The sequence below is a fragment of the Pseudoalteromonas sp. MEBiC 03485 genome, from assembly GCF_004195145.1.
Lineage (GTDB): Bacteria > Pseudomonadota > Gammaproteobacteria > Enterobacterales > Alteromonadaceae > Pseudoalteromonas > Pseudoalteromonas apostichopi.
On record NZ_SGBT01000001.1, the window covers coordinates 3,448,121 to 3,473,772 of the forward strand.

Here is a 25,652-nt window from a genome sequence, read left to right on the forward strand (position 1 = left end):
AATGCAAAAAAATCCGCTAGATGGCTTACATGATGTCATTGCACCGACCGAGGTTGCATGGTGGCCACTTGCTCCAATTTGGTGGCTGATCATCGCCTTAGTTGGTTCGTTATTAATTATCGGCTTAGTGCTTTTATATAAAAACCAACAGTTCAAAAAAGCCAAGAAACAAGCCATTAAATTAAGTAAAACCCTTAGTGATGATGATGCACAAGAGCTACACATTATTTTAAAACGTTTAACCCGTCATTATTACAGCAGTCAACTTGCCTCTCAGCCTTTGGCAAAGTGGTCTGAAAATTTATCTAAGCTAAGTGGCGATAACTTTAGTTACGACGAGTTGATGCCGCTTTATCAGCAGCAAAGTAATAATGCTGAACTTGCAGCTAAATTACGCAGTGCCATTCGCAACTTTAAACTCAAGGAGCCAATTAATGTTTGAGTTTAGTTGGCCATGGTGTTTTGTGCTTTTACCCCTACCTTGGCTTTTAAGTCGCTTTATGCCGTTAAAGCAACAAGGGCAATTACGGTTGCGTATTCCTGGCTTTGCAAAGCTTGGTTTGAATAATCAAGCGATGCAGCAACATAGTCGTAAAGTATCTTTGCTCGAATGGGCAGTATGGGGATTATTAGTTATTGCTATCGCAAACCCGACTTGGCTTGATGACCCCATCACCTTGCCCAATGAAGGCCGCGATATCATGCTTGCAGTAGATTTATCTGGTTCTATGACAGAACAAGATATGGCCTATCAAAACCAGTATGTCGACAGACTAACTATGGTAAAAGCGGTACTGAGTGACTTTATTGAGCAACGTCAAGGTGACCGCCTTGGTCTCATTTTATTTGGCGACACCGCATTTTTACAAACACCTCTTACGCGTGATGTTAAAACCGTGAGCCAAATGCTGAGCGAGGCGCAAATCGGCCTAGTAGGTAGAGCAACAGCTATCGGAGATGCATTAGGTTTATCGGTAAAGCGTTTTGCTAATAAAGATGAAAGTAACCGTATCGTTGTACTATTAACCGATGGTCAAAACACCGCAGGTAACCTTGACCCAGAAGATGCCCTGCTGTTAGCCCGCGAAGAAGGCATTAAGGTATATACCATAGGTGTTGGCTCTGATAACCCGCGTGGATTTAGCCTGTTTAATATGGGTGGTATGAGTGGCGGTAACTTAGATGAAAGCTTACTCAAGCGCATTGCCGAGCAAACCGGCGGCTTATACTTTAGAGCAAAAGATGTGGCTGGTTTACAGCAAATTTATCAGGAGCTCGATAAACTTGAGCCTATTAGTAGCGATGAACAAACGTTCCGCCCACAAATTTCATTGTTTTATATTCCACTGCTTGTGGCGCTAGGCTTAATCAGCTTAACAATGTTAGTCAATTTTATTCGCCAATTTAAGCAGGAGAGCTAGTATGGATTTTGAATTTATTCGCCCTGCACTACTTTGGTTATTGCTCCCCGCACTGATTATTTTTAGTGTGTTGTTAGTACGCAATAAAAAGAACGCCCCCGCTGATTTAATTGCCCCCCATTTGGCGCAGTTTGTAATGAGCGACAATCATAAAAAGCAAAGCCAACCGCTTTGGCTAGTTGCTATTTTTACCTTGCTAGCCATTGTGTTTGCAGCAGGTCCAAGCTTCGAGAAAAAACAAGTCCCAGTGTTTCAAGCGAAAAACGCACGGGTTATTGTGATGGATATGTCGTACTCAATGTTCAGTACCGACATCGCACCAAATAGATTAGTTCAAGCTCGCTTTAAAGCACTTGATATGATTGAACTTTTCAAAGAAGGTGATACGGCATTGGTTGCTTATGCAGGTTCTGCATTTACCATTTCACCGCTAACCAATGACGCCAGCACCTTAGCTAACCTCATCCCAAGCCTAAGCCCAGATATCATGCCGAGCAAAGGATCGAACGTTATTGAAGGTTTAGAAAAAGCCGACGATTTACTTAAACAAGCAGGCTATTTAGATGGTGATATTATTTTAGTTACCGATGGGGTTGATAGCCTTGATCAAGAAGATATTAGTCGCTTTACCGCTCAGTCGAGTTATCGCTTGAATGTCTATGGCGTCGGCACGGAGCAAGGTGCGCCTATTAAGTTACCTGAAGGTGGCTTTTTAAAAGATTCGCAAGGACAGATTGTTATTCCGACGCTAAATATGAGTCGTTTAAGTGCTTTAGCGCGCAACAGCGGTGGCAAATTTGCACTTTATCAAACCAGTAATCAAGATATTCAAACATTTGCCCCAACAGCCAATGCTGAAGTACTCAAAGACGAGAAACAAAGCCAAGCGTTATGGCGTGTTGATGCTGGTATATACGGTCTTGTTATTTTACTACCATTAGCGCTCTTTTTAATTCGCCGAAGCAGCCTAGTACTTGGCTTTTTGTTCGTTATGCTATTACCTCAGCAACAGGTTTACGCCGCCGAGTTACCAGAGGTGTTTAAAAACCAAGACCAACGCGCTCTCGATGCCTATCAGCAAAATCAATTTGAACAAGCCGCCCAAGCTGAAAACACGCAATTAAAAGGCGCAGCCCTTTATCAGCAGGGTAATTACCAAGCTGCCATGGATGCGTTTAGTGAAGATAAATCTGCGACGGGTTTGTACAACTATGGCAATGCCCTTGCAAAGGCAGGTGAACTAGAGCAAGCAATAGAAGCTTATAAGAAAGCCCAACAGCTTAAAAATGACTTCACTGAAGCAAAAGAAAACCAAGCCCTTGTTGAACAGTTAATGCAGCAGCAAGAGCAACAGCAGCAACAAGATCAACAGCAAAACACTGATCAACAAAACTCCGATGGTCAGCAAGATAACCAGCAAAAGCAACAGGGTGAAAACTCCCAGCAAGGCGATAACTCTGAGCAAAGTGAGCAGCAAGATAGCCAACAACCCTCAGAGCAAGGCGAACAGTCAGATCAAAAAGGTGAGCAAAGTGACTCTGAAAGTGATCAACAAAACAAACCTGAAATGCAATCTGAATCAGAAAAGTCGCCACAATCAGGTGAGCAAAAGCCAGAGCAATCTCCTGAGCAACAAGATGCCCAGCCAGAGCCATCGCAAAGCGATGAACAAGCTAAACAGCAAGCAGAGCAACAGGCTATGCAGGCACAAGCTGCTGAGCTGACTAATGAAGAGAAAGAAAAAGCCCAGCAACTTAATCAATTGCTGCGTAAAGTTCCCGATGATCCTGCGATCTTATTAAGAAATAAAATGCAATTAGAAGCACAAAAACGAAACTATCAACGTCGTCCACGAGGAGCCGAAAAATCATGGTAATGCGATTATTATGTTGTTTATTGCTAATCGCGGCAGCGCCGCTTTGGGCTGCCACCCAGCTACAGGCAAGTGTTGATAAAAACCCAGTCCTTGCCGGTGAGTTTTTTATTTTAACCATCTCAGCAGACGACTCTATTAACAGCGAACAACCCGACACTTCAGTGTTATTAAAAGACTTTGTTGTAGGGCCTACCAGTGTAAGCTCGCGTACCAACATTATTAATGGTGAAATCAGTAAGCAAACTAACTGGTCTGTAAAACTGATGACCCGCAAAGAAGGCACTTATACCATTCCTGCTTTTACCGTTGCTGGTGTCAGTTCAAAACCGATTGAGCTAACGGTGGCTAAGCGCAGCCAAACCTCTGAGCAAAATAAAGAAGCCTTCATTAAAACAAGCATCAAGCCAACTAGCTTATACGTGCAAGAAGCCGGTGTTTATACGGTTAAATTGTATTTAGACAACAACAAAGAACTGCTTGATGGCAACTTAACCACACCAGAAATGGAAAACGCTGAGCTAACTCCAATTAACAAGCAATCTGAAGACTATGAGTTAATTGATGGAAAACGCTATTTAGTGATCACCCGTGAGTATTTAGTGCAACCACAAAAAAGTGGCGTGAATACCATCACAGCCCCAGTATTCAATGGCCGTATTCGTCAAAATTACCGACAAATGGCTGTTTCAGCAATGGGCGAAGATGTCGATATTGAAATCAAGCCAATTCCAGAAAACTACTCAGGTGCTTGGTTACCGAGTGAATTGGTTAACCTTGATGAGCAATGGCAACCAAAAGATGACACCGTGGAAGTCGGTACGCCGATCACTCGAACTATCACCTTAACCGCATTGGGGGTTACTAAAGAGCAACTTCCTGATATCGATATGCCGCAGGTGCAAGGTTTTAGAAGTTACCCTGATGAAAAAGAGAGTAATCATCTGGTACGTGATGGCCGTGTTATTTCACAACAAACGGCTTCTTATGCTTTATTACCGCAAACACCGGGCACTTATACATTGCCTGAAATAAAGCTGCCTTGGTTTAATACCAAAATCAATCGTATTAGCTACGCGACCATACCTGCTCGAACATTAACAGTTGTGCCAAGTACAAATCCACTCACACCAACAGCCCCAGCTATCGCAGAGCCGCAAACAGCAAGCTCTAATGAGCTGAGTCATACGCCAACTAATGTGCAAACCGTTACGCAAGTCACGAGCCCGATGTGGCTTATTATCGTGGCAATTGTCGGCTATGGACTTTGGTTAGTCACCTTAGTGCTTTACATTAAAAAGCGCCCTCAACAATCAACGCCTAAAGCATTATCTAAGAGTGTTACATCCGTGTCATTAAATGAGTTAAAGCTGTTTGCAAAACAAAACAATAGCTCAGCGTTTTATAACGCATTAAACCTCTATGCAAAACAGTACACAGGTAAGAATGTAGCGGCCATTGAGTATTTACTCGCATCACTCAAAAACACACAACTTAATGATGAAATTGCTAAATTACGCACTAAACTTTATAGTTCAGCAGATGAACAAGTTGATTTAAGTTTAATTGTAAACTTGCTAAGCCAAGCAACAAAGCACACTCAATCGACAAGTAATAGCACTGAATTAAAAAATCTTTACGATTAACGATTAATCTAATAGATTGAATATAAACGGCTAATCTTGAATTAGCCGTTTTTTTAAGAAAAAAATAATAATCTCAGAAAGATTTTTTCTGATAGGCAGGTCTTAGTTACTATGACAGAAAAACAAAAGCGATATGAAGCGCTGGTTCATGTCTACCACAGTGAGCTTTTTCGCTTTGCGTATTGGTTGTGTCGTGATCAGAACATTGCTGAAGACTTAGTGCAGGAAACTTTCCTGAGGGCTTGGCGTGCCTTGGATTCACTGCAAGATCAACAAGCGGTAAAACCTTGGTTGTTAACTATCTTACGTCGCGAGAATGCACGTCGCTTTGAACGTAAACAATTTGATTACGCCGATGTTGAAAACGACACCCTTGTAGATGAAAAAAGTACAACCCTTGATGCTGAAATGGAACAAACAGTGATTCAACGACAAATTGGAAAGTTATCACAAGAGTATCGAGAACCATTACTGCTGCAGGTGGTAATGGGTTGCTCTGGCGACGAGATTGCCCAGATCCTCGATTTAAATAAAAATACTGTCATGACACGACTTTTTCGTGCCAGAAACCAGCTTAAAGAGGCTTTAAGCAGTGATGATGATCAACTTAGAGGAGCATCAAATTAATGGATGAACTCGAGTTTCGCCGCCGCATCCTCGCCGAGCCAAGCACTATTGATAAGGAACTTGAAGCGTTTGCCGAGCAGGACACTGATAAACAGGCGTTTATTGATGATGTACGTGCCCTCGATGATGAACTAAGCAAAGCGCTTAACGTACCCGTGCCTGAAAATTTGGCAAAGCGAATTATTGATAACACCTATGCTTGTGAAGAAAACCATGAGCAGCCGCTAGACACTATTATTGAGGCTAAGTCGCGCTTTGCCTTCAATCGCCTGTATTTAGCCGCCGCAGCATCGTTTTTAGTGGCAATTAGTGTGTTCTTTGTCATTAACAAACAACATACTTTATACAGTGTGGGTGAGCATGCCTTTACACACCTTTATCATGAGATTGGCGCGTTAGATAAGCATGAAGCGATAGACCTTGCTTATGTAAATGAAAAGTTTGCTACTATTGGCGGACACCTAGATGAGCTACCAGGTAAAGTAACCTATTTGATGTTTTGTGACTTTCAAGGCAAAAAAGGCCTACACTTGGTGTTTGAGTCTGACTTTGGCCCAATGACAGTATTCATAGTGCCTTCTGACGAGCAACCGTTTGGCACTGGCTCTGATGATTTCAATGATGAGCGTTTTGCTGGTCACATTAACCGCGGAGAGCGAGCAGATACTATCTTAATAGCGAGTATTGGCGCTCCGCTTGACAGCTACAACAATATGATTAATGACGCCATTCGCTGGCTACATTAATACCTACTCGTAGTAACACATATTACAGGCACAAAAAAACCGCAGTCATGCGGTTTTTTTTATCGCTATAGAGCCGATTATTTACAAACGTCTGCTACTGCATTTGCGAAGTAATCAATGTTTGCATCGCTGATACCAGCAACGTTTACACGGCTAGAACCAACAATGTAGATTGAGTACTCTTTTTGTAAACGTTCGATTTGCTCTTTATTAATACCTAGGAATGAGAACATACCATTTTGACGGTCAATAAATGAGAAGTCTTGATCAATGCCTTTCGCTGCTAAGCTTTCTTTGATTAAAGTACGTAAGCCATTAATACGATTACGCATTTCATCAAGCTCGTCATGCCACATTTGCGTCAGCTCAGTGCTGCCTAAAATCGTGCTAACAATATCAGCACCATGTGCAGGCGGCATTGAATAGATGCTACGTACAACGCTTAATAATACAGAGTTAGAGATATCAGCAGTCGCTGCATCTTTAGCAATGATTGAACATGCACCGATACGTTCGCGGTATAGACCGAAGTTTTTCGAACATGAAGAACAGATGATTAGTTCATCTACCGCTGCTGCTAATTTGCGAAGACCCGCTGCGTCTTCTTCAAGGCTTGAACCAAAACCTTGGTAAGCAATATCAACCAGTGGCGTGAAACCAACTTCAACAGCAAGCTCTGCAACTGTGCTCCATTGCTCAGCATTTAAATCCATACCGCTTGGGTTGTGACAACATGCGTGGAATAACACAACATCACCTTTAGGCACTTGCTTAAGGGTATTAATCATGTCATCAAATAAAAGGTCTTTATTTTCGTAATCGTAGTAAGGGTATTCTTTTACTGTTAAGCCCGCCGCTTCAAATAAGCTGATGTGGTTTGCCCACGTTGGCGTAGTTACCCATACCGTCGCATCTTTGTTGCAACGCTTGATGAATTCAGCTGCAACACGTAATGCACCTGTACCACCTGGTGCTTGTGCAGTGCGAACACGGTTAGCTAAAAGTGCTGGATGCTCACCCAGTAATAAGTTTTCCATTTTTTGACAGTAATCTAAGTTACCAGCCAAGCCAATGTATGATTTACTGGTTTCGTTTTCTAAACGAAACGCTTCCGCTTTTTTAACCGCTTTTAATACAGGCGTATTGCCTTGCTCATCCTTATAAACACCTACACCCAAATCAATTTTCTTTGGGTTTGTATCTTGTTTAAAGGCCGCCATTAGGCCAAGAATAGGATCTGTTGGTAATGGTTTTAATTCTGAGAACATTGACTATCTCTTTTTATAGGGGTTAGCGTTGCCACTAGCTTAACATAAAAACCCAGCCTGATTACTAGTAAAATTAGACCAAGAGTTGAGGAATTTTAATACAACAAGCCACAAGTAATGCAAGGGTCTGCTGATCAAAGAAATCATTACTAAATGCTTCTGCATCTATAATACCTAAGCATTCATTTTTAGCTGATAGTAAGGGTAAACAGGTTTCAGCTTTCACCTTTGGATCGCAGGTATAATACTCACCACCTTTTGCAAGATAATCAGCAACGTTATTGATCACGCGACCTTGCTTAGAAAGCGCGACTTGAACATTGTTACTACCTTTAGCAAACGCTTCTGTAAGCGGGAATAATGGTCGGCTAGGTGCCCCGTGATAAACCAGTTTTAATAACTGAGGGCCTTCCTCAGTATTTGTTGCTTGATAAATACCAAACCAATCAACTTGAGTCTGAGCAACGACAAAATCGATGATTTGTTGAAGCTTAGTCAGCTTTTCAGTATTTGTAGCATCATCTGCAACATAATCGTTTAATTTGAATGGTTCATCTTGCAAATAACCAAATAAGCTACACGCCCCCCCCTCGCCTAGCTCAGGAATTTGATACTCCCAACGCACTGCTGGTAAAGCGGACTCTGCAAGATATTGTTCAAGGTTCGATAATTGCTCAGCAACCAAGTTTTCTGGTAATTCAAGCTGTGCAGTAGATAAGTAGTTAGAAATCATTTAGCCATCCAAACATCTATAATGCCAGAATGATAACATGCGATTTTAGTGTGAGCTAGTACTGCTTGCTGTTAATTGATAATAAATTTCGACTTGATTACCAGCACTATTAAATGTCACTTTTGAAGCAACTTCTCTAAGTAAGCACAAGCCTCTACCATGCTCCCTTGCAAGGCTTTGTTGATTTGTTTGCTCTTTACTAAAACCGTTTCCTGAGTCACAAACGGTAAAATATAGAGCACACTCTTCGGGGCAATAACGGATATCAATAATGATTAAAGCATCTGTTAAATTTGCGAGGGCCTCTTCTCGTTGTTGATAATAAATTAAAAAGCCATCTTCTTGATTCTTAATCTCTGAGTCGAGACCTAACACACCGTGATCTAAGGCATTATTATAGGCCTCTGAGAGTATCAAAAAGATATTTGCGCGATGGGCATTTAACCCCGCCACTTTACTTATTACATCAACTACTTCCAACACAGGATCTGTGCTTTTGATTTGCTTTGAATTTAAGCTCAATGAAAAATTAAAGGGTAATGCAGATAGCTGTTCAGACTTTTGCTCAGACTCATCCATAGGTAAACAATTTAATAATACTAAGCTTAAGTCGTCTTGTTGTTTATTGCCGCGGGCAAATTTGTTTACTCGTTCTAATACTTGATTTGAAGAAATATTTGGCTTTGAGCCAAGCACCTTTTTAAAACGCTGCTCACCAAAATATTCATCATTTGGGCTAGTCGTTTCAATAATGCCATCGGTCGCCATCACGATACGAGAAGTATCTTCTACCTCTATGTGAATAAGTGCACGTTCAAATTCATCCTCTTCTAAAATACCCAGTGCCATGTGTTGAGATTCAAGAGTGCGAATGAGTTCTCCATTTTGGTCGATAATATACGTATCAGGTAATCCTCCAAGCCAAGCCGAAACACTTTTCCCGTTGTTACTGAGCTCTATAATGGTGGCAGCACAAAACATATGTCCTGGCAGTAATTTACCTAGTACTAAATTAATTTCTGCAGCAATATCACTGACTGACATCCCCTTACTTACCATTGTATAAAATACCCTTGAAGCAGGAAGTGCTCCGACCGCAGCAGCTAAACCATGGCCGGTAAAATCACCAAGCATGCAGTACAAGCTGCCAATTGGGCTTTGTGCTACCAAAAACATATCGCCATTAAACATAGCGGCAGGTGATAAATGAAAGTCTAAATGCGACGGAAATGACTGTTGGTTTTCGAGGGCGTTATTAAAAATATGTTCGACGATTTCATGTTCGCGCTCGACTTGATTTTGATGATATTCAAGTTGTAGATTTTGCTCTCTTGCCTTTTGGCTTAAATTACGGATCCGGCTATGCGCTTTAATTTTCGCGTTAAGAATGACCTCTTGAAATGGCTTATGTAAAAAGTCATCGCCGCCAACCGCTAAGCAACGCTCAAAACTCGCTTCATCTTCTAAAGAGGTAATAAATATAATCGGTAAGTAAACTTGGCTAAAGCGCTCTTTGATAATCGCTGCGGTTTCAAAGCCGTCCATCACAGGCATAATGACATCGAGTAACACAATATCAATGGTGTGTTCTTCGAGCAGGTTTAAAGCAACAAGCCCGTTTTCAGCGGTATAAACACGGTAGCCCTGCTGCTCTAACATCACGGTTAATAAGCGACGATTTAAGGCTAGATCGTCTGCAACCAGAATATTAAGCATCAATCAATGTCGAACTTTTTATCGAAACGTGAAATTTGCAGGATTTTTTTCAGTTGCGGTTGGCAATTACTAATTTGAATTGTCTCAACCTTGCCGGTAAGGTTTTTTTTCATGTTCAGCAACATGCCTAAAGCCGAGCTGTCCATGTAATCTGTTTCTCTGAGGTCAATAACCACTTTATCGATATTGTCGTTAAGATCGGCGTACGCCTGACGAAAAGATTGCACCAAATTAAAATCAAATTTTCCTTTGATTTGTACGGTTAATATAGCGCCATCAGCAGAAGTGCTGCGCGATAAACTCATAATAAACTCCTAATAAACAAATCTTTCCTGATACCTAATTAAATATAACCGCTTAGAACAAATAAGCCAAAAATTAAAACACTTAGGATGAAATTTGTTATCATTTAGCCAAGCTTCTACTACGAGATCCACTATGAGCGATAATAATCTAGTTTATTCAACTGCTACGGGTCGCATTGAGCAACCTAAAGAAAGCAAACCAACCCAAGGTAAAATTTTTAAAGACGGCTTTTTGCGTATTGAACGTCAAACCAAAGGCCGCAAAGGTAAGGGTGTCATGTTAGTTGTTGGGATCGACAGCGAACAGCACGACTTAAAAAAATTAGCTAAGACCATTAAAAGTAAAATGGGCCAAGGCGGTGCAGTAAAAGACGGTATCATCGAAGTTCAAGGTGATGACAGAGATAAGCTAAAAGCGATTCTCGAAGGACTAAAATTTAAAGTTAAAATTGCAGGGGGCTAGTCGCCCCCTATATTTTTGAGTTCTGTATTTTATGAATTCAACGAGTTGAGCTGTTCATAAAGTGCAGGCAACTCATCTTCAGGGATAGGCTTACTATAGTAGTATCCTTGCACAATATAACAGTTGTTATTTTGTAAAAACTCAATCTGTTCAATAGTTTCTACCCCTTCAGCAACAACATTAAGTTTCAACTTTTGCGCCATCGCAATGATCGCAGCGGTAATTTCCATATCATTAGTATCCTCAGGGATATCTTTCACAAAAGAACGGTCTACTTTCAAGATATCCACAGGGAAACGTTTTAGGTAACTTAATGAAGAGTAACCTGTTCCAAAGTCATCGATTGAAATTGATACCCCCAATGCTTTTAATTGATGCAGTTGTGAAATAGCGGCTTCAACATGCCCCATCAGCATACTTTCTGTTAACTCAAGGTGTAAGCGTTTAGGCTCAACCCCTGTTTGCTTGATTATCGTATCAAGAGTCGTCACTAGGTTGGCATCTTTAAACTGGCGAGCCGATAGATTGATTGAAATATTATTCTTCAAATCTTGGCTTGCTAAACGAGCCGCAAATTCACAGGCTTCCCGTAATATCCATGCACCTAACTCAACAATTAAACCGGTTGCTTCAGCAATTGGAATAAATTTCGTCGGTGGGATCATTCCTTCTTCAGGGTGGAACCAACGAATAAGCGCTTCGTACCCAACTACCTGATTATTGCGACAATCCACTTGTGGCTGATAATAAACTCTAAACTGCCCTTCACGGATACCAGTACGTAACTCATTTTCAATAAATAAGCGCTCATTCGCAGCTGCATTTAATTCTTGGCTATAGAAGTGGAAGGTATTGCGCCCTTTGGCTTTTGCTTCATACATCGCAAGGTCAGCATGTTTAAGTAATTGATCTTCTTCTTGACTATCAAATGGCGCCATAGTGATACCAATACTGGCACTAATGATCACTTCATTATTACCTAATTTGATAGGCTCATTGAGAGTGCGTTGAATCGTATTTGCGACTTCCATGGCGTGTGTTTGATGCTCAATACCACTTAATAATACCGCGAATTCATCGCCGCCTAAACGTGCAATCGTATCTTCTGTACGCAGACGCTTTTTCAGGCGATTAGCAACTTCTACTAGCAACTGATCACCCGCATCATGACCTAGCGTATCGTTGATACGTTTAAATTCGTCTAAGTCAAAATAGAATAAGGCAAATGCATAATGACCACGCTCGGCAAGTGCCATTGACTTGCGCAGCTGCATTCTGAAGAAAGTACGGTTAGCAAGTCCAGTTAAAGTATCAAAGTAAGCCAGTTGTTCCATTTTACGTTGGCTTTCTTTCACAAACGAAATATCTTGCGCAGATGCCACATAACTGGTGATCTCACCACCATCTTCACGAATTGGTGAAATACTTAGCGAAACCCAAACAGATTGGCGTTCATTAGCTTGTAATAAGGTATCCCCTCGCCAGTAATTACGGCTACGTAAGTCAATATCAATATCATCAACTAAAATAGCCATTTCTTGAGAGATGATATTTAACAGTGGCGAACCAATGAAATGACGCTCTTCGAAACCGGTCATTTCAACCATTTTCGGATTCACGTATTTGATCTCAAAATCTTGGTTCGTGATCACTACACCGGTGCCCGAGAAAGCCACAGCTTTAGATAAGCGGTTAGCTGCCTTTTCAGCTATTTCTTTTTCGCTAATGCGCTGGTTGAGACCATCAATTAATTTACGAATTTCAATAGCCATGTCTCTGAACGAGCCATTTAAGGTACCAATTTCATCTTTATTGGCTTTTGGAAACTCTGTTTGTAATTGCCCTTTGCCAAAACTCACCACCGCGTTAACTAATGAGTGAATACGACGCAGTACTAATTGGTAAAGTGCTTGATGCAATAACAAGGCAACTAAAATAGCGTACAAGATAAACAAGCCAAAGAATTTTACTTTTAGCTCTTCTAGTGCTGAAAGTGCCGACGAACGCTTTTTATAAATACCAATATACCAATTTAGGTTCTCAACTTTACGAATATTGATAATGTGAGTTTCGCCATCTTGGACAAATGAATTTGCAGACTCAGGTAATTTTAAGCGAATCGTTTCAGACACTAGCTTTTGCAGATCGGGATTAACAAAATCTTCTGTCAGTAATTTTTTACCTTCTCGTCCATATTGCTCTAAAGTTGTCCTATCTAAATCAGGGTGAGCTAATAACTGACCTTTTGCATCGAAAACAAATAGATGTTGCTCACGATCACCAATAGGCAGTTGTGCCAATAAAGTTTCAAGAGCAATATCGCTACCTGTTACACCAAAAAATTCGTTATCAAGGTAGATTGGCACAAGTACACTAACGACCCATTTATGCCAAATAGTGTCGTAATACACTTTTGACCATACCGCTTCTCGGCTTGGATTAGTTGCAGCTTGGGCATAATTGAAGGCTTCGTCTTTGGTGAAGTCAAAGTCGCCAGGTACATTTAGCGCCCAGTTTGGTGGCGCTATACGAATAAAGTTGTCTTTCGTAACTAAGTAAAAATTAAAGAAATCTTGAATTAAAGTAGGTGAAACGATTTTCCACAATGATTCAGAATCGTTTATAAGCTGCTTATAAAATTCAGAATATTTATCTTGAGGGATAAACGCTGCAGATAAACCATTTTCTGAAGTACTGCGGATACTGCCATCAACGGAAAATTTAATATCGGCGCTTCGTTTGCTTTGTAAGTGAGACTCATTGTGAAGCAGTTGGCTGCTTACAACATTATTAGCCTGCTCAGCGATATTTATTTTAGTTTTAATCAGGCGGTTAAATTGACGACTCAAGCGTTCACTCGAGTGTTTTAAAAGTTCATGCTCTTCAAAAACAAGCTGTTTTTCTTCAGATTTAAGCATCAAAGCCGCAGCACATATACCTGCAATCAAACAAATCGCAGAGATCAGCAGCGACAATTTCATACTTAATGAATTCACACCAAAACGTGATGGCGGTCGTCGATACACCACAGGACTACCTTATTAATAATTGTTATTATTTATTGTGCAAAAACAAATATACCAGATTCATTTTTATATTTATAAATTTTTTATGAAGATTAATGAATTTTCTGAATAAACACATATGATTTCAAAATTAGCCTCGATAGGCGGTTGACTTTACATACAAGTGTTTTTACATTAACTCAATGAAACAAATTATCTCTCGCACTTACTTTTCGTTTTTTAGCTTCTTTAAATAGAGGAGGCTTAACTGTTTGCGAGATAAATTCACCGAATAGCTAAAGCCTCCCACTTGGGAGGCTTTTTTGTTTGCGCACTGTTTTGGAATGAGGAAACCAACATGAGCATTGATACATTAAATGCGTTACGACACGATATTAATGAAATAGATTCCGACTTACTTGTCTTACTGGCAAAAAGACGTCGTATCAGCCACAGCGTGGTTGAGTACAAGATAGCCAATAACAAACCAATTCGCGATGAGGCTCGCGAACAAGCATTACTCGAAAAGCTCATTAGTTATGGAAAATCATTAGGTCTTGATGCGTACTACATTAATAACGTGTTCCAAACCATTCTTGAAGATTCTGTTCTAAACCAACAAGCGATGTTGCAAAAAAACCTTAACCCAGAAGCCATGAGCGAAAGTCATCGTGTTGCTTATTTGGGTGGTCAAGGTTCATATAGTCAATTAGCCTGTCATAAATATTTCAGCCGCCGCCCGGGTAAAGTAATTGAAATGGGTTGTTCTAGCTTTGACCAAATCACCGGTAAAGTAGAAAGTGGCCAAGCTGATTTTGGTTTATTACCCATTGAAAACACCAGTTCTGGTAGTATCAATGAAGTATTCGATTTATTACAGCACGCTCAAGTATCAATTGTTGGTGAAGTGACGCACAGCGTTGAACACTGTTTATTAGCGATGCCTGGTACTGAGTTATCTCATATCAATAAAATATTTGCTCACCCACAGCCTTTTGCTCAATGTAGCCGTTTCATTCAGGGCTTAGGTGACATTCAACATGAAACCTGTGATTCAACTTTCCATGCATTGCAATCAGCAGTTGAAACCGCAAACAGTGCCGCTATCGGCTCTGCACAAGCAGGGAAAAACGTCGGTTTAGAAGTGGTTAAATCAGGCTTGGCCAATCAAAGTGAAAACCATAGCCGCTTCATTGTAGTAGCCCGTAAACCTCTTCAAGTGTCGAAACAAATCCCAACCAAAACGAGTTTAATTATGGCCACCAAGCAACAAGCGGGTTCGTTAGCTGACGCCTTAATGATTTTTAAACATCACAAAATTAACCTTGTAAAACTAGAGTCACGTCCAGTACCTGGAAACCCTTGGGAAGAAGTGTTTTATGTAGATCTCGAAGCAAACCTTGATGACTTACATGTTAAACAGGCACTAGAAGAGCTAAAAGAACATACTCAGTACACCCGTGTACTTGGTTGTTATCAAAGTGAGTCTTTGCAAGCTGTAAGTGTTTAACTGACGATCATTACTGATTAATGAAAGGAGCCGCTTGGCTCCTTTTTCGTATAATTTCATCTTAGATACTTGCACCCACAGCCCCGTCTAAGCATAATCTTGAAAACAATTTCAAATTGGATCATTCATGAATTGGTTAGCAGAATTAGCAACTAAAAGAACACCTTGGTTATTATTAGCATTTATTTCACTAGCGTTTGAAGTCACTGCGTTGTTTTTTCAATACAGCATGGGACTTGAACCATGTATTATGTGTATTTATCAACGTACCGCTGTTTTAGGCTTACTTGCAGCAGGTGTGATTGGAGCGATTAACCCGCAAAATATGGTTGTTCGCCTTGTTGCATTTGCTACTTGGGGTATCTCTGCAATCTGGGGTTACTTTATTGCTAAAGAACACATTGCAATGCAAAACAATACCGACCCTTTTGCATTTAGCTGCGCATTTGAGCCTAATTTCCCAAGCTTTATGCCACTGCATGAATGGATCCCTAGCTTTTTTGCAGCCACTGGCGATTGCGGCAATATTGATTGGCAATTTGCATCAATGAGTATGCCTGCATGGATGGAGATTATTTTCGCTGCGTTTTCAATAGTCTTTGTAGCCGTTTTATTTAGCCGTTTAGTAACTAAAAAGTCGTTATAATGATTTATTTTTTTACTAGTCAAATCCCTGCTTTAAAAACTTTTAAAGTAAGGCAGCGCCAGCAAATAATTGCACTTGCTCTGGCTCATTTAAGCCCAAGTAAAAAGATTATTTTATCGGTGTGTAAGCTTGCCTTTCTTGCGCCATTATTTTTAGGTTTAGCCTACTTTGAAGGCTGGATGCTGTTACCTTGGTTATTATTAGCAGGCTTAAGTTACCCACTTATCACAACACCTATCGAAAATTTGTTCGCACTAGCGCATTTAGACAAAGCTATCAATGAATTTAAACAGGGCGAATAACGCCCTGTTTAGGGCGTGTTGACCTTTGTGGATTAAAGTTTGTTCACTCTAAGGGCAATTTAATCGCGGCGCGAGATTTGTAACCTAGTGGACTAAGTAAAAATCGAGCAAAGCTACCGCGTTCTGCCCACGCCCTTTAGCTTCATCTATTTAAGTAATAAAAAGATAATCGCCCCTAGGAAGAACCCAAAAGTCAGCGCGTGTTTGGTATGGATGCTGCGTTATCGCCTATTTATGTTGAACAACCACACGACATAGGCTCTGCCTTGCTTAAATACCAAACATACTGCTGCAAAATCAATCACAATAGGTCAACACGCCCTAGTCTTTTAAAGCGTAATTTTCCCCTCAAGTTTAGCAAATACCTTATCGCCTATTCCTTTTACTTCTTTTAATTGCTCTACCGACTTAAACGGACCTTGCTTATTGCGATGCTCAACAATCGCTTTAGCTTTAGACTCACCAATACCCGGTAATTGAGTAAGTTGATCGATGCTAGCTTTGTTAATACTGAGCTTTTGCATTTTAACTTGTGTTGCTTCGGTTGGTTTTACGGCGAATGCCGGTGTTGTAGGCAGTAACGCAATACTCGTGGCAAGTAAAAGACTTGATAGTAATTTCATAATTTCCTCCGTGATGTCCCTCTTAGACAGGTAGTTAGCTATTACCCAACACTCACTCCATCGCTTGTGTTTAACTTTGGGTAACAATATAAATAAAGCTAATGCCCCTATTATTGTCAAATTTGTTCCATAAAAAATTTCTTTAGATACTTGCAAAGTAAGGCCCGAAGCATTACTGTATATAAAAACAGTAATCAAAGTGGCGATTTTACGCTGCAAATGCCACGCTTAAATGCAGGAGAAATCATGGCTGTTGTTGTTAAATATGTTGTAGAAAGAAACGGAGTCGAGCGCATGACGTTTACTACTAAGAAAGAAGCTGATGCGTATGACAAAATGCTCGACATTGCTGAGTCATTAGAATTAATGCTTGAAAAAGTTGATGTACCATTAAGCGAGCAACAAATTGAATCACTAGCGCTTGAAATGGCAAAAGAAAAAGACCAATTTATGGCTGTACTTAAAGGTGCAAAAGAGGTTCCTGCGAAGCCTAAAAAAGCAAAATCAGACGATAACGTTGCAGATATAAAAGAAAAAGCTGCAAGCTAAGCATTGGTTATAAAATTAAAAAAGGGCAACAAATGTTGCCCTTTTTTGTGCTTACTCAAAACTAAAGTGATGACTCAACTTCATCAAATAAATCTGTAATTTCTTTTTTCGGCTCAGTCGTCATTAGGCTCACAACAATAATGGCAATCGTTGATAAAATAAAGCCAGGGACAATCTCATAAATAATTGCACTTAGCGATTGGCCATCGATCTTAATTGGCGCGTAAATCCAAAACAGTACTGTTGCAGCACCGACAACCATACCACTGATAGCGCCTTGTAAGTTCATGCGCTTCCAGTAAAGGCTAAGTAGTACTAATGGACCAAATGCAGCACCGAAACCAGCCCATGCATTACTTACTAAATCCAAAATAGAGCTATCGCGGTCATACGCTAGGTAAATAGCAAACAGAGCAACCAAGATAACACTAATACGACCGACTAATACTAGCTCTTTTTGAGAAGCACTTCGGTTTAAATAAATCTTATAGAAGTCTTCTGTTAGAGAGCTTGAACACACTAATAATTGCGATGAGATGGTACTCATAATCGCAGCTAAAATAGCAGCCAATAAGAAACCAGCAATTAGAGGATGGAAGATAAGTTCAGACAATACCAAGAAAATAGTTTCTTTATCATCAATTGGCATTTGGTTTTCAAGCATATAAGCAGCACCAAATAAACCTGTTAACACAGCACCAATTGCTGAAAGTGTCATCCACGACATCCCCACACGTCGCATAGTTGGCATATCTTTAACTGAACGCACAGACATAAAACGAACAATAATATGCGGCTGTCCAAAATAACCAAGACCCCATGCCATTGCAGAGATAATAGCAATCGTCGAACCACCAGCAAACCAGTCCATCATATTCAGTGCATGAATTTCAGTTTCTTTTGGTGAGCTTAACAATAAATCATAGCGTGCATTGGCGAGTGTATCCATGAATGGTTGATCAAGCATAGTATATGTCGCAATTGGTACTGCAAGCAGCGAGATAAACATGATACAGCCTTGAACAAAGTCTGTAAGGCTTACTGCTAAGAAGCCACCAAACAAGGTATATAACACTACAACGCCAGTTGTGATATACAGACCCATTTCATAGCTCATATTAAATGAGTTTTCGAATAACTTACCACCCGCGACAACACCTGATGAAGTATACAAGGTGAAGAAAACAATGATTACTATCGCAGAAATAACACGCAGTATATTTTTATTATCATCAAAGCGGTTTGCGAAATAATCTGGAATGGTGATTGAGTCATTCGCTTTCTCAGTATAAACACGTAAACGAGGCGCTACTAAGAAATAGTTAGCCCAAGCACCGAGTACTAGACCTATAGCAATCCAAACTTTGCTTAAGCCGAACAGATACATTGCACCTGGTAAGCCCATTAGCAGCCAACCACTCATATCTGATGCACCTGCTGAAAGCGCAGCAACACTTGGTGATAAATTACGACCACCTAGCATATAACCTGATACATCGTCTGTGGATTGCTTATAAGCGTATAGCCCAATCCCCAACATTACGATGAAGTACAATGCTAACGAAATTATCATTCCTGTTTCCAAATTAGCCTCCAATAATTGTTTAATGTTGGCTTTTAATCCGAATAATGACTCGCAAGTTACTTAATTTTAAGACATTATTGGGGTAAAAACCGATATCACTCATGACTATAACATGCTTCTACCCTACAACTCCAATCAAGCCGTTCAGTGGCAGGTTTACAATTACAACCTTTTCATAACAAAAATGTGATATTTAATCGCTAGTTATAGAATTTCATTACAATTTATCCTAGTCTTAGGATCACAGAAAATCAGTATTTATCCTCAAAAATGAATATTTAATTAATGCTATTTTAGGCACGATGACTTATATTGCTCATGGATAAATGAATTAACCGAAGTGGACTTGCTAGGACTATGTATTTTTACGCTGCACGCCAACCTATTTTAGATAAGGAAAAGAAACTTGTCGGCTACGAACTCTTGTTTAGGGATGGCGTAGATAACGTTTTTCCTGATATTGACGGTGATGAAGCGACATCTCGACTCATTGAAGGTAGTCAGTTCAATTTTGGTTTAGAAGATTTAACGGATAACAAACCAGCCTACATTAATTTCACTTTAGAGACACTCCAAAAAGGCTACCCACTTTTACTGGGTAAAGAGCAAGTAGTTGTCGAAATTCTTGAAACGATTCAACCGGGTAAACGTTTACTAGCAATGGTTCAAGATTTAAAAGAGCGCGGATATACGCTTGCCCTTGATGATTACATACACCAACCTGTTTGGCGCCATTTTTATCCGTATATCGATATTATCAAAATTGACTTTTTAACCTGTGATAAAGAGTCTATTGAATCCGTCGTTGAGGCAATCAAACCTCACCCGCACATCAAGTTACTCGCCGAGAAAGTTGAAACATACGAAAAATACCAACTTGCTTTGGACATGGGGTTTAGCTATTTTCAAGGCTTTTTCTTTTCAAAGCCTGAAATGGTGCAAAGTAAAACTTTACCACCTTCTGAGATGGCTCTTGCCGAGCTTTTATACGAAACCTCAAGTATTGATTTAAATCTCAGAAAAATCACCGAGGTATTTGAACGAGACGTTAACTTATCTTACAAGTTGTTACGCTATTCAAACTCAGCAGCTTTCAAACGCAGAGCTGAAATTAGCACGATAAAACAAGCGCTGATTGTTTTAGGCAGTGAAGAAATCAAACGTTTCTTATCACTTTTATTTGCTGCACAAGTTGCGGCAGATAAACCTGCAGAGCTGATACGTTTATCACTAACCCGCGCCCGTTTTGCTGAGTTATTAGCAATAAGCCATGGCAAGTTACGTGATACGGGTATGGCATTTTTAACCGGTATGATGTCGTTAATGGACGCTATCCTCGATGAAGATATGCCAAGCGTAATGGGTAAACTTCCTCTTACAAATGAAATCAAAGGTGCTTTGCTTCATGGTGAAGGATTACTAGCGACTTATTTACGCTTAGTAAAATTTTATGAACAAGCTGAGTGGGATAAAGCAAAGGATATTCAAGAAGAACTCGGTCTTAAACCCGAAGAAGTACCTGATGCTTACCACGATGCATTAAGCTGGTCTAATGAACAAATGGGTGTATTTGGAGATTAACTTCCCCCATATAAACATAAAAATGCCAGCAATTGCTGGCATTTTTATTGGTTTGATTTTTTAGGTTAGAGATTTTCTAGGAAATCTTCATCAAAATCATCGGGTTCTTTTTCTACTGGTGGATTACCATCATGTAGCTCATATAATTGACGCTGGAAGTAGATATCCTTCATAAAAATGTAAGGGTCTAACGACTCATTTAATAAGCTCTCTTGCGGCATCAACGAGGCACGTGCTTCAACGGCTTTTAGCGCAAATACCAGAATAGTCTGTGGTGTGGTTAGGGTAATTTCAGGTAGAACGAAGTTATCTACCACATCACCAGTTAGATTTCGTGCTGTACTTGGCCCCATACCTGGGATCATTAAATAAGCACCATCACCGACTCCCCATACACCTAGGGTTTGACCAAAATCTTCATCGACAATTTCTAAACCAAGCGATGAGGCTACATCAAATAAGCCAAGTAGACCTACCGTAGAGTTCACTAGAAAGCGCGCTAAACTAATACCCATATTACCTGGTTTACCCTGCAGACCAGCATTGACCATATCTGTCGGCGCTGTAATGTTATCAGTAAAATTAACAATACTGCGTCTAACAGGGGTTGGTGTCACTGTGACATAACCAACGGCTGCTGGACGAAGAATATAGGCATCAAGCACGTCCATATTAAAATCATACATAGGACGGTTAAACGACTGTAATGGGTCTCGCTCATCCACTTTTTCTTCAGGTATCTGTGCGCATCCTGCAAGTACTAAAAAAAAGATAAAAAATATACTGTGCCTAAACATCGGCTATCCTTACGGTATTAACTCATTAATTAGCAGTGAATATTCTTTAACGTTTGCACGCTCTAAGACATCCGACTTGCCTTCCAACTCGCCGCTTGAAGTTACCACAGTTGCATCTTTTGATAAACGCGCAGTTAAAATAATTTTATCGACACTAGATAGATTCAGACCTTCAACCATCGCATTAGTATCACTTAACATCACTGTTAACGGAAAACTATACTCTGTCATTTTAACTACAGCCAATGGCATTTGCGGGCCACTTGCCGCTTTAGCAAAAATAAACAATGTACCGTTTTGCGGCTGTGAATCGGCAAGTGCAGGGTCTAAATCAACTGTGATGCTAATTTCACTGCTTGTAGCCTCTGCTAATTCAGTCTTTTTGACTTGCTGATCATTACTTAAATGGGCATCGATTTCGGCAATACGCTCTGCAATCATGCTATAACGTGGGTCGCTTTGCTGCATACTTGCAAGCAATACTTCAAATGCTGTTTTAGCTTGAAGCCAATCTTTACGCTCATAAGCAATCAATGCTAATAATGAGATTGCATCAATATTAGTTGGCTCTGCTTTTAGCACTCTTGATAACATAGTCGCTGCTCGAGACATATTCGCATCACTGCCTTCCATTAGCAAAACTTGCGAGTAGCTGATCAGCACTTGTTTGTTATCAGGATTCATTTTAAGCACTTTATCAAATGACTGCATTGCCATATCAAATTCATTTAATGACATAGCAACACGACCTAGTAGCATCCACGCCACTTCATCGTCACCACTTTGATCAAGCTTAGTACGCAGTGCTAAAGCGAAAGCTTGTAGCTCATTCGGTGTTAAAGGCTCACCTTCTTGCATAACGGCACGCTCACCGTATGACTTAAGATTAGCCATCGCGTCATGCCAGCCTTTAATTTGCTGCTGACTACCGGTATAACCATAAAAGATAGCTGTTAAAACAATCAAAAAGCCTGCGCCAGTAAGGGCAAAAATACGGTTATTACCTTTACTGTTCAACGCTTTTTCAGGCGACAACTCATTGAGTAAACGACGTTTTTGTTCGATAACTGACTCATCGTGCATTTGTGCATCAATACGTTGGTTATCGAGTTCAGTTTTAAGTTCATCTAAACGTTGATGATAAATTCGGATTAACTCCGAGTTTGCATTGTGATCAAGACGTTGAATACGCTCACGTTTAAAAAACGGTACGACAACAAATAGCAATGCAATCAGTGTGAGTAAAACAAAAGAAGCCCACATTAATGCCATCTAGCTTTGCTCCTGACGTTGATTTTGTTCAATTAATTTTGCAAGTAATGCTTCGTCTTGCTCTGTCCATGTTTGTTTCACTGATGCCTTGCGTTGGCGTAAAACAATAAAGCCAAAGCCAAGAACCACTATCAATACAGGCAATACCCACAATACCAAGGTTGCTGGTGTGACTGGTGGATCGTAGTGTACGAAGTAACCATAACGGTCAATCATGTAATCAATGACTTCATCTTTGCTTTTGCCATCTTTTACCAGCGCTAACACCTTATCGCGTAAGTCTTTGGCTACAACCGCGTCTGAGTCAGCTATATTTTGGTTTTGACATTTTGGACAGCGCAGCTCTTTGGTTAGCTCACTAAAGCGAACGGCTTGTTCTTTATCATCAAATTGATACTTGTCTTGCTCTGCAAATGCTGTAAACGTGATAAACAAACTTACTAAAAAGATCACGAGTCTCATTACTGTAACTCCTGCATTAACGGTGCGAATTTAGCACGCCATACACGCGGATTAATATCACCTGTATGGTGCAGCAAAATAGTGCCTTGCTTATCGACTAAGAAGGTTTCTGGCGCACCAGAAACCCCTAAATCAAGAGCTAAAGTGCGCTTTAAATCTAAGATATTAAATTGATACGGGTCGCCGGCACGATTAAGCATGCTAGTTACGTCTTCACGTAGTGCGTTAATATCAAACTGACCATCGAAATCAGGGTCATAGCCTTGTTCATAGTATAAACCAACTATCTTAACGCCCTGCTCTCTAAGCTCAGTCAAGTAACCTAACTCAGCTAAACAAGTCGGACACCAAGTACCCCATACATTAAGTAGGTAAACTTCACCTTTTAAATCGGCGTCAGTCCAACGCTTTGACTCATCCATCAAATCTGGCAAGTTAAAAGTAGGCATAGCCTGCCCAATACGCCCTGTTTGTAACTCACGAGGATTAGCAAACAAACCTTGATATAAAAACACACACAGTAAAACGAACACCAATAAAGGCGCTAGTGCGATGAGTTTACGATTCATACTAAAGCCTCCTGCTTAGTCGACTTCTGGCGATAGCGTTTATCACCAAGCACTAAAAAGCCTGCCAGTGAAATCAAGATACCACCGAGCCACATCCAACGAACATAAGGTTTATGATAAATACGTAACGACCAAGCACCTTGGCTTAATTGCTCACCCAGTGCTAGGTATAAGTCTCGTGTAAAACCGGCATCAACAGCCGCTTCTGTCATAAATTGCATACCAATGTCGTAACGACGCTTTTCAGCATGTAAAACGGTCACTTTTTTATCGTTTTTCAGTACAGTGACGACACCTGCATGACCACTATAGTTTGCGCCACGAATTGTTTTAACACCGTCAAATCGGTACTGGTATTCATTTAAAGTCACGGTTTCGCCAGGCTTCATTGATACATCACGCTCAACTGAGTAAGCAGAAGTTAACGTTACACCTGCAATCACGAATGCTAAACCAATGTGACCTAAAACCATCGCCCAGTAACTTAGCCCTAGTCGTTTAAAGCCTTCGCCTAGAGAGCTATGAATAGTCACTTTTGCAGCTAAATCAACAAGAGTGGTAACAAAAATCCATACCGCCAATGCTGTTGCAATAAAAGTAATTGGCGCAATCACGTCGTAGCTTGAATACAACCATGCCGCCGTTGCAACTAAACTTACTGCTGCCGACAGAACAAGTTTATTCTGCAGCATTGACCATTTGTTTTGTTTCCAACGTAACAGTGGACCCATACCCATTAAAATGGCAAATGGCACTAGTAGAATAGCAAACATCTTGTTGAAGAAAGGCTCACCAATCGAAATACTGCCTAAGCCAAGCTCTTTGTGGATCATTGGCAGTAAAGTACCTAGAAGTACAATCAGCGTTGCCACAACTAAAAATATATTGTTTAACCAAAGGGCAACTTCACGTGAGGCAAACTTATAACGGCCCTCACTTTTCACCTGTGAAACACGCAGTGCATACAGCGATAAACCGCCACCCACAACAATGGCTAAGAAAGCTAAAATGAACATACCGCGATTAGGATCTGACGCAAAGGCATGCACAGATACAATAATGCCCGATCGAACAATAAAAGTACCCAGTAAGCTTAGAGAGAATGCCGCAATAGCCAGTAACACTGTCCATGACTTAAATACACCACGTTTTTCTGTGGTTGAGAGTGAGTGTAATAGCGCTGTTGCCACAAGCCATGGCATTAAAGAAGCGTTTTCAACGGGATCCCAGAACCACCAGCCGCCCCAGCCTAGTTCTGAGTATGCCCACCAACTACCGATGGTAATACCTAAAGTTAAAAACCCCCATGCAGCCATAGTCCAAGGACGAGACCACTTGGCCCAAGTATTATCGAGTTTACCAGTAAGTAGCGCAGCGATTGCGAATGAGAAAGACACTGATAGACCTACGTAACCCATATAAAGCAATGGCGGGTGAATAATCATACCTGGGTCTTGCAGTAATGGATTTAAATCGCGACCTTCAACTGGGAAATACGGCAATAGACGTTCAAATGGGCTCGACATTAACAAGGTATACAGCATAAAGCCGACACCTAAAAAGCCTAACACACCAAGCACTCGGGCACGTAAAACCCAAGGCAATGATTGCGAGCGCATAGCAACAACGGCTGTCCAACCTGCTTGCATCACTAACCAAAGTAAAATTGCTCCTTCATGACCACCCCATGTCGAAGTGATTTTGTAGTACCAAGGTAAGGTGCTACTTGAGTGATAAGCAACGTACGATACGGTAAAGTCGTCGGTTAAACTGGCATAAATAAGTGCTGCAAATGATAAAAGTACAAATACGAACTGCCCAATTGCTAATGATGGAGCTGCGCGCATTAAACGTAAATTGCCGGTATGCGCCCCCCACAAAGGAAAAATACACAGTAAAACACTGAGCACCATAGCCAGTGTTAAAGAAAAATAACCGAGTTCTGGGATCATA

23 protein-coding genes and 1 pseudogene are annotated in these 25,652 nt (G+C 40.6%); 12 read left to right on the forward strand and 12 right to left on the reverse strand.

The window, feature by feature from the left end; all coding sequences use genetic code 11:
* Position 1: 1 nt before the first annotated feature.
* The 6 genes and pseudogenes from EVU92_RS15815 (at position 2) to EVU92_RS15840 (ending at position 6,313) form a co-directional block, all read left to right on the forward strand.
* The gene (locus EVU92_RS15815) at positions 2–442 is read left to right on the forward strand and encodes a DUF4381 domain-containing protein (RefSeq protein ID WP_130052024.1); all 441 of its coding nucleotides are present in this window, start codon (positions 2–4) and stop codon (positions 440–442) included.
* Positions 435–1,421, forward strand: a complete 987-nt coding sequence (locus tag EVU92_RS15820; protein ID WP_130052025.1) for a VWA domain-containing protein — start codon at positions 435–437, stop codon at positions 1,419–1,421. Before EVU92_RS15815 ends, EVU92_RS15820 begins: the two co-directional genes overlap by 8 nt.
* A 1-nt stretch (position 1,422) precedes the next feature.
* Complete coding sequence (locus EVU92_RS15825) at positions 1,423–3,297, forward strand: VWA domain-containing protein (RefSeq protein ID WP_130052026.1); 1,875 nt, start codon at positions 1,423–1,425, stop codon at positions 3,295–3,297.
* Positions 3,291–4,940, forward strand: a complete 1,650-nt coding sequence (locus EVU92_RS15830) for a BatD family protein (protein WP_130052027.1) — start codon at positions 3,291–3,293, stop codon at positions 4,938–4,940. The genes EVU92_RS15825 and EVU92_RS15830 overlap by 7 nt, the downstream gene beginning before the upstream one ends.
* A gap of 78 nt (positions 4,941–5,018) precedes the next feature.
* Positions 5,019–5,567 (forward strand): annotated as a pseudogene (locus EVU92_RS15835) (sigma-70 family RNA polymerase sigma factor); the annotation flags it as partial.
* Positions 5,567–6,313 carry a DUF3379 family protein gene (locus EVU92_RS15840; RefSeq protein WP_130052029.1) on the forward strand — a complete coding sequence of 249 codons (747 nt, stop codon included), beginning with the start codon at positions 5,567–5,569 and terminating at the stop codon, positions 6,311–6,313. The pseudogene EVU92_RS15835 and the gene EVU92_RS15840, both read left to right, overlap by 1 nt.
* A 77-nt stretch (positions 6,314–6,390) precedes the next feature.
* On the opposite strand, the gene EVU92_RS15845 is transcribed toward EVU92_RS15840, so the two are convergent.
* The 4 genes from EVU92_RS15845 to EVU92_RS15860 all read right to left on the reverse strand — a co-directional run bounded on the left by EVU92_RS15845 (position 6,391) and on the right by EVU92_RS15860 (position 10,335).
* Complete coding sequence (locus EVU92_RS15845; protein WP_130052030.1) at positions 6,391–7,581, reverse strand: amino acid aminotransferase; 1,191 nt, start codon at positions 7,579–7,581, stop codon at positions 6,391–6,393.
* Between the two features lie 73 nt (positions 7,582–7,654).
* Positions 7,655–8,314, reverse strand: a complete 660-nt coding sequence (locus EVU92_RS15850) for a GAF domain-containing protein (RefSeq protein WP_130052031.1) — start codon at positions 8,312–8,314, stop codon at positions 7,655–7,657.
* A 45-nt stretch (positions 8,315–8,359) separates the two neighbouring features.
* Positions 8,360–10,030, reverse strand: coding sequence for a fused response regulator/phosphatase (locus EVU92_RS15855; protein WP_130052032.1), 1,671 nt, complete (start codon positions 10,028–10,030; stop codon positions 8,360–8,362).
* Positions 10,030–10,335 (reverse strand): STAS domain-containing protein, encoded by a 306-nt coding sequence (locus EVU92_RS15860; protein ID WP_130052033.1) that lies wholly within the window; start codon positions 10,333–10,335, stop codon positions 10,030–10,032. The genes EVU92_RS15855 and EVU92_RS15860 overlap by 1 nt, the downstream gene beginning before the upstream one ends.
* Before the next feature lie 133 nt (positions 10,336–10,468).
* Here EVU92_RS15860 and EVU92_RS15865 point away from each other — a divergent pair, with 133 nt between their 5' ends.
* The gene (locus EVU92_RS15865; protein ID WP_130052034.1) at positions 10,469–10,798 is read left to right on the forward strand and encodes a stress response translation initiation inhibitor YciH; all 330 of its coding nucleotides are present in this window, start codon (positions 10,469–10,471) and stop codon (positions 10,796–10,798) included.
* Between the two features lie 29 nt (positions 10,799–10,827).
* On the opposite strand, the gene EVU92_RS15870 is transcribed toward EVU92_RS15865, so the two are convergent.
* The gene (locus EVU92_RS15870) at positions 10,828–13,827 is read right to left on the reverse strand and encodes an EAL domain-containing protein (protein ID WP_130052035.1); all 3,000 of its coding nucleotides are present in this window, start codon (positions 13,825–13,827) and stop codon (positions 10,828–10,830) included.
* A gap of 334 nt (positions 13,828–14,161) precedes the next feature.
* Between EVU92_RS15870 and EVU92_RS15875 the strand changes: the two genes are divergently transcribed.
* The 3 genes from EVU92_RS15875 (at position 14,162) to EVU92_RS15885 (ending at position 16,261) form a co-directional block, all read left to right on the forward strand.
* Positions 14,162–15,313 (forward strand): chorismate mutase, encoded by a 1,152-nt coding sequence (locus tag EVU92_RS15875; protein ID WP_130052036.1) that lies wholly within the window; start codon positions 14,162–14,164, stop codon positions 15,311–15,313.
* Positions 15,314–15,440: 127 nt separating this feature from the next.
* Positions 15,441–15,959, forward strand: coding sequence for a disulfide bond formation protein DsbB (dsbB, locus tag EVU92_RS15880; protein WP_130052037.1), 519 nt, complete (start codon positions 15,441–15,443; stop codon positions 15,957–15,959).
* On the forward strand, positions 15,959–16,261 hold the full coding sequence (locus EVU92_RS15885) for a DUF6170 family protein (RefSeq protein ID WP_130052038.1): 303 nt from the start codon (positions 15,959–15,961) through the stop codon (positions 16,259–16,261). The genes dsbB and EVU92_RS15885 overlap by 1 nt, the downstream gene beginning before the upstream one ends.
* Before the next feature lie 329 nt (positions 16,262–16,590).
* Here EVU92_RS15885 and EVU92_RS15895 read toward each other — a convergent pair whose 3' ends face one another.
* Positions 16,591–16,884: a helix-hairpin-helix domain-containing protein gene (locus EVU92_RS15895; RefSeq protein ID WP_130052039.1), complete on the reverse strand. Its 294-nt coding sequence runs from the start codon at positions 16,882–16,884 to the stop codon at positions 16,591–16,593.
* Between the two features lie 246 nt (positions 16,885–17,130).
* Here EVU92_RS15895 and EVU92_RS15900 point away from each other — a divergent pair, with 246 nt between their 5' ends.
* The gene (locus tag EVU92_RS15900) at positions 17,131–17,433 is read left to right on the forward strand and encodes a YebG family protein (protein WP_130052040.1); all 303 of its coding nucleotides are present in this window, start codon (positions 17,131–17,133) and stop codon (positions 17,431–17,433) included.
* A 61-nt stretch (positions 17,434–17,494) separates the two neighbouring features.
* Here the strand turns inward: EVU92_RS15900 and putP are convergent, their stop codons facing one another.
* Positions 17,495–19,006 (reverse strand): sodium/proline symporter PutP, encoded by a 1,512-nt coding sequence (gene putP, locus EVU92_RS15905; RefSeq protein WP_130052041.1) that lies wholly within the window; start codon positions 19,004–19,006, stop codon positions 17,495–17,497.
* Between the two features lie 369 nt (positions 19,007–19,375).
* Between putP and EVU92_RS15910 the strand changes: the two genes are divergently transcribed.
* Positions 19,376–20,599: an HDOD domain-containing protein gene (locus tag EVU92_RS15910; RefSeq protein ID WP_130052042.1), complete on the forward strand. Its 1,224-nt coding sequence runs from the start codon at positions 19,376–19,378 to the stop codon at positions 20,597–20,599.
* Between the two features lie 65 nt (positions 20,600–20,664).
* Here the strand turns inward: EVU92_RS15910 and EVU92_RS15915 are convergent, their stop codons facing one another.
* From EVU92_RS15915 to EVU92_RS15935, 5 genes are read right to left on the reverse strand one after another with little or no spacing between them, the layout of a single operon-like run.
* Positions 20,665–21,396, reverse strand: coding sequence for a VacJ family lipoprotein (locus tag EVU92_RS15915; protein ID WP_130052043.1), 732 nt, complete (start codon positions 21,394–21,396; stop codon positions 20,665–20,667).
* Between the two features lie 9 nt (positions 21,397–21,405).
* On the reverse strand, positions 21,406–22,668 hold the full coding sequence (ccmI, locus tag EVU92_RS15920; RefSeq protein WP_130052044.1) for a c-type cytochrome biogenesis protein CcmI: 1,263 nt from the start codon (positions 22,666–22,668) through the stop codon (positions 21,406–21,408).
* On the reverse strand, positions 22,669–23,130 hold the full coding sequence (locus EVU92_RS15925) for a cytochrome c-type biogenesis protein (RefSeq protein WP_130052045.1): 462 nt from the start codon (positions 23,128–23,130) through the stop codon (positions 22,669–22,671).
* Positions 23,130–23,699, reverse strand: a complete 570-nt coding sequence (locus EVU92_RS15930) for a DsbE family thiol:disulfide interchange protein (RefSeq protein WP_130052046.1) — start codon at positions 23,697–23,699, stop codon at positions 23,130–23,132. The genes EVU92_RS15925 and EVU92_RS15930 overlap by 1 nt, the downstream gene beginning before the upstream one ends.
* The gene (locus EVU92_RS15935) at positions 23,696–25,651 is read right to left on the reverse strand and encodes a heme lyase CcmF/NrfE family subunit (RefSeq protein WP_130052047.1); all 1,956 of its coding nucleotides are present in this window, start codon (positions 25,649–25,651) and stop codon (positions 23,696–23,698) included. The genes EVU92_RS15930 and EVU92_RS15935 overlap by 4 nt, the downstream gene beginning before the upstream one ends.
* Between the last annotated feature and the right edge of the window lies 1 nt (position 25,652).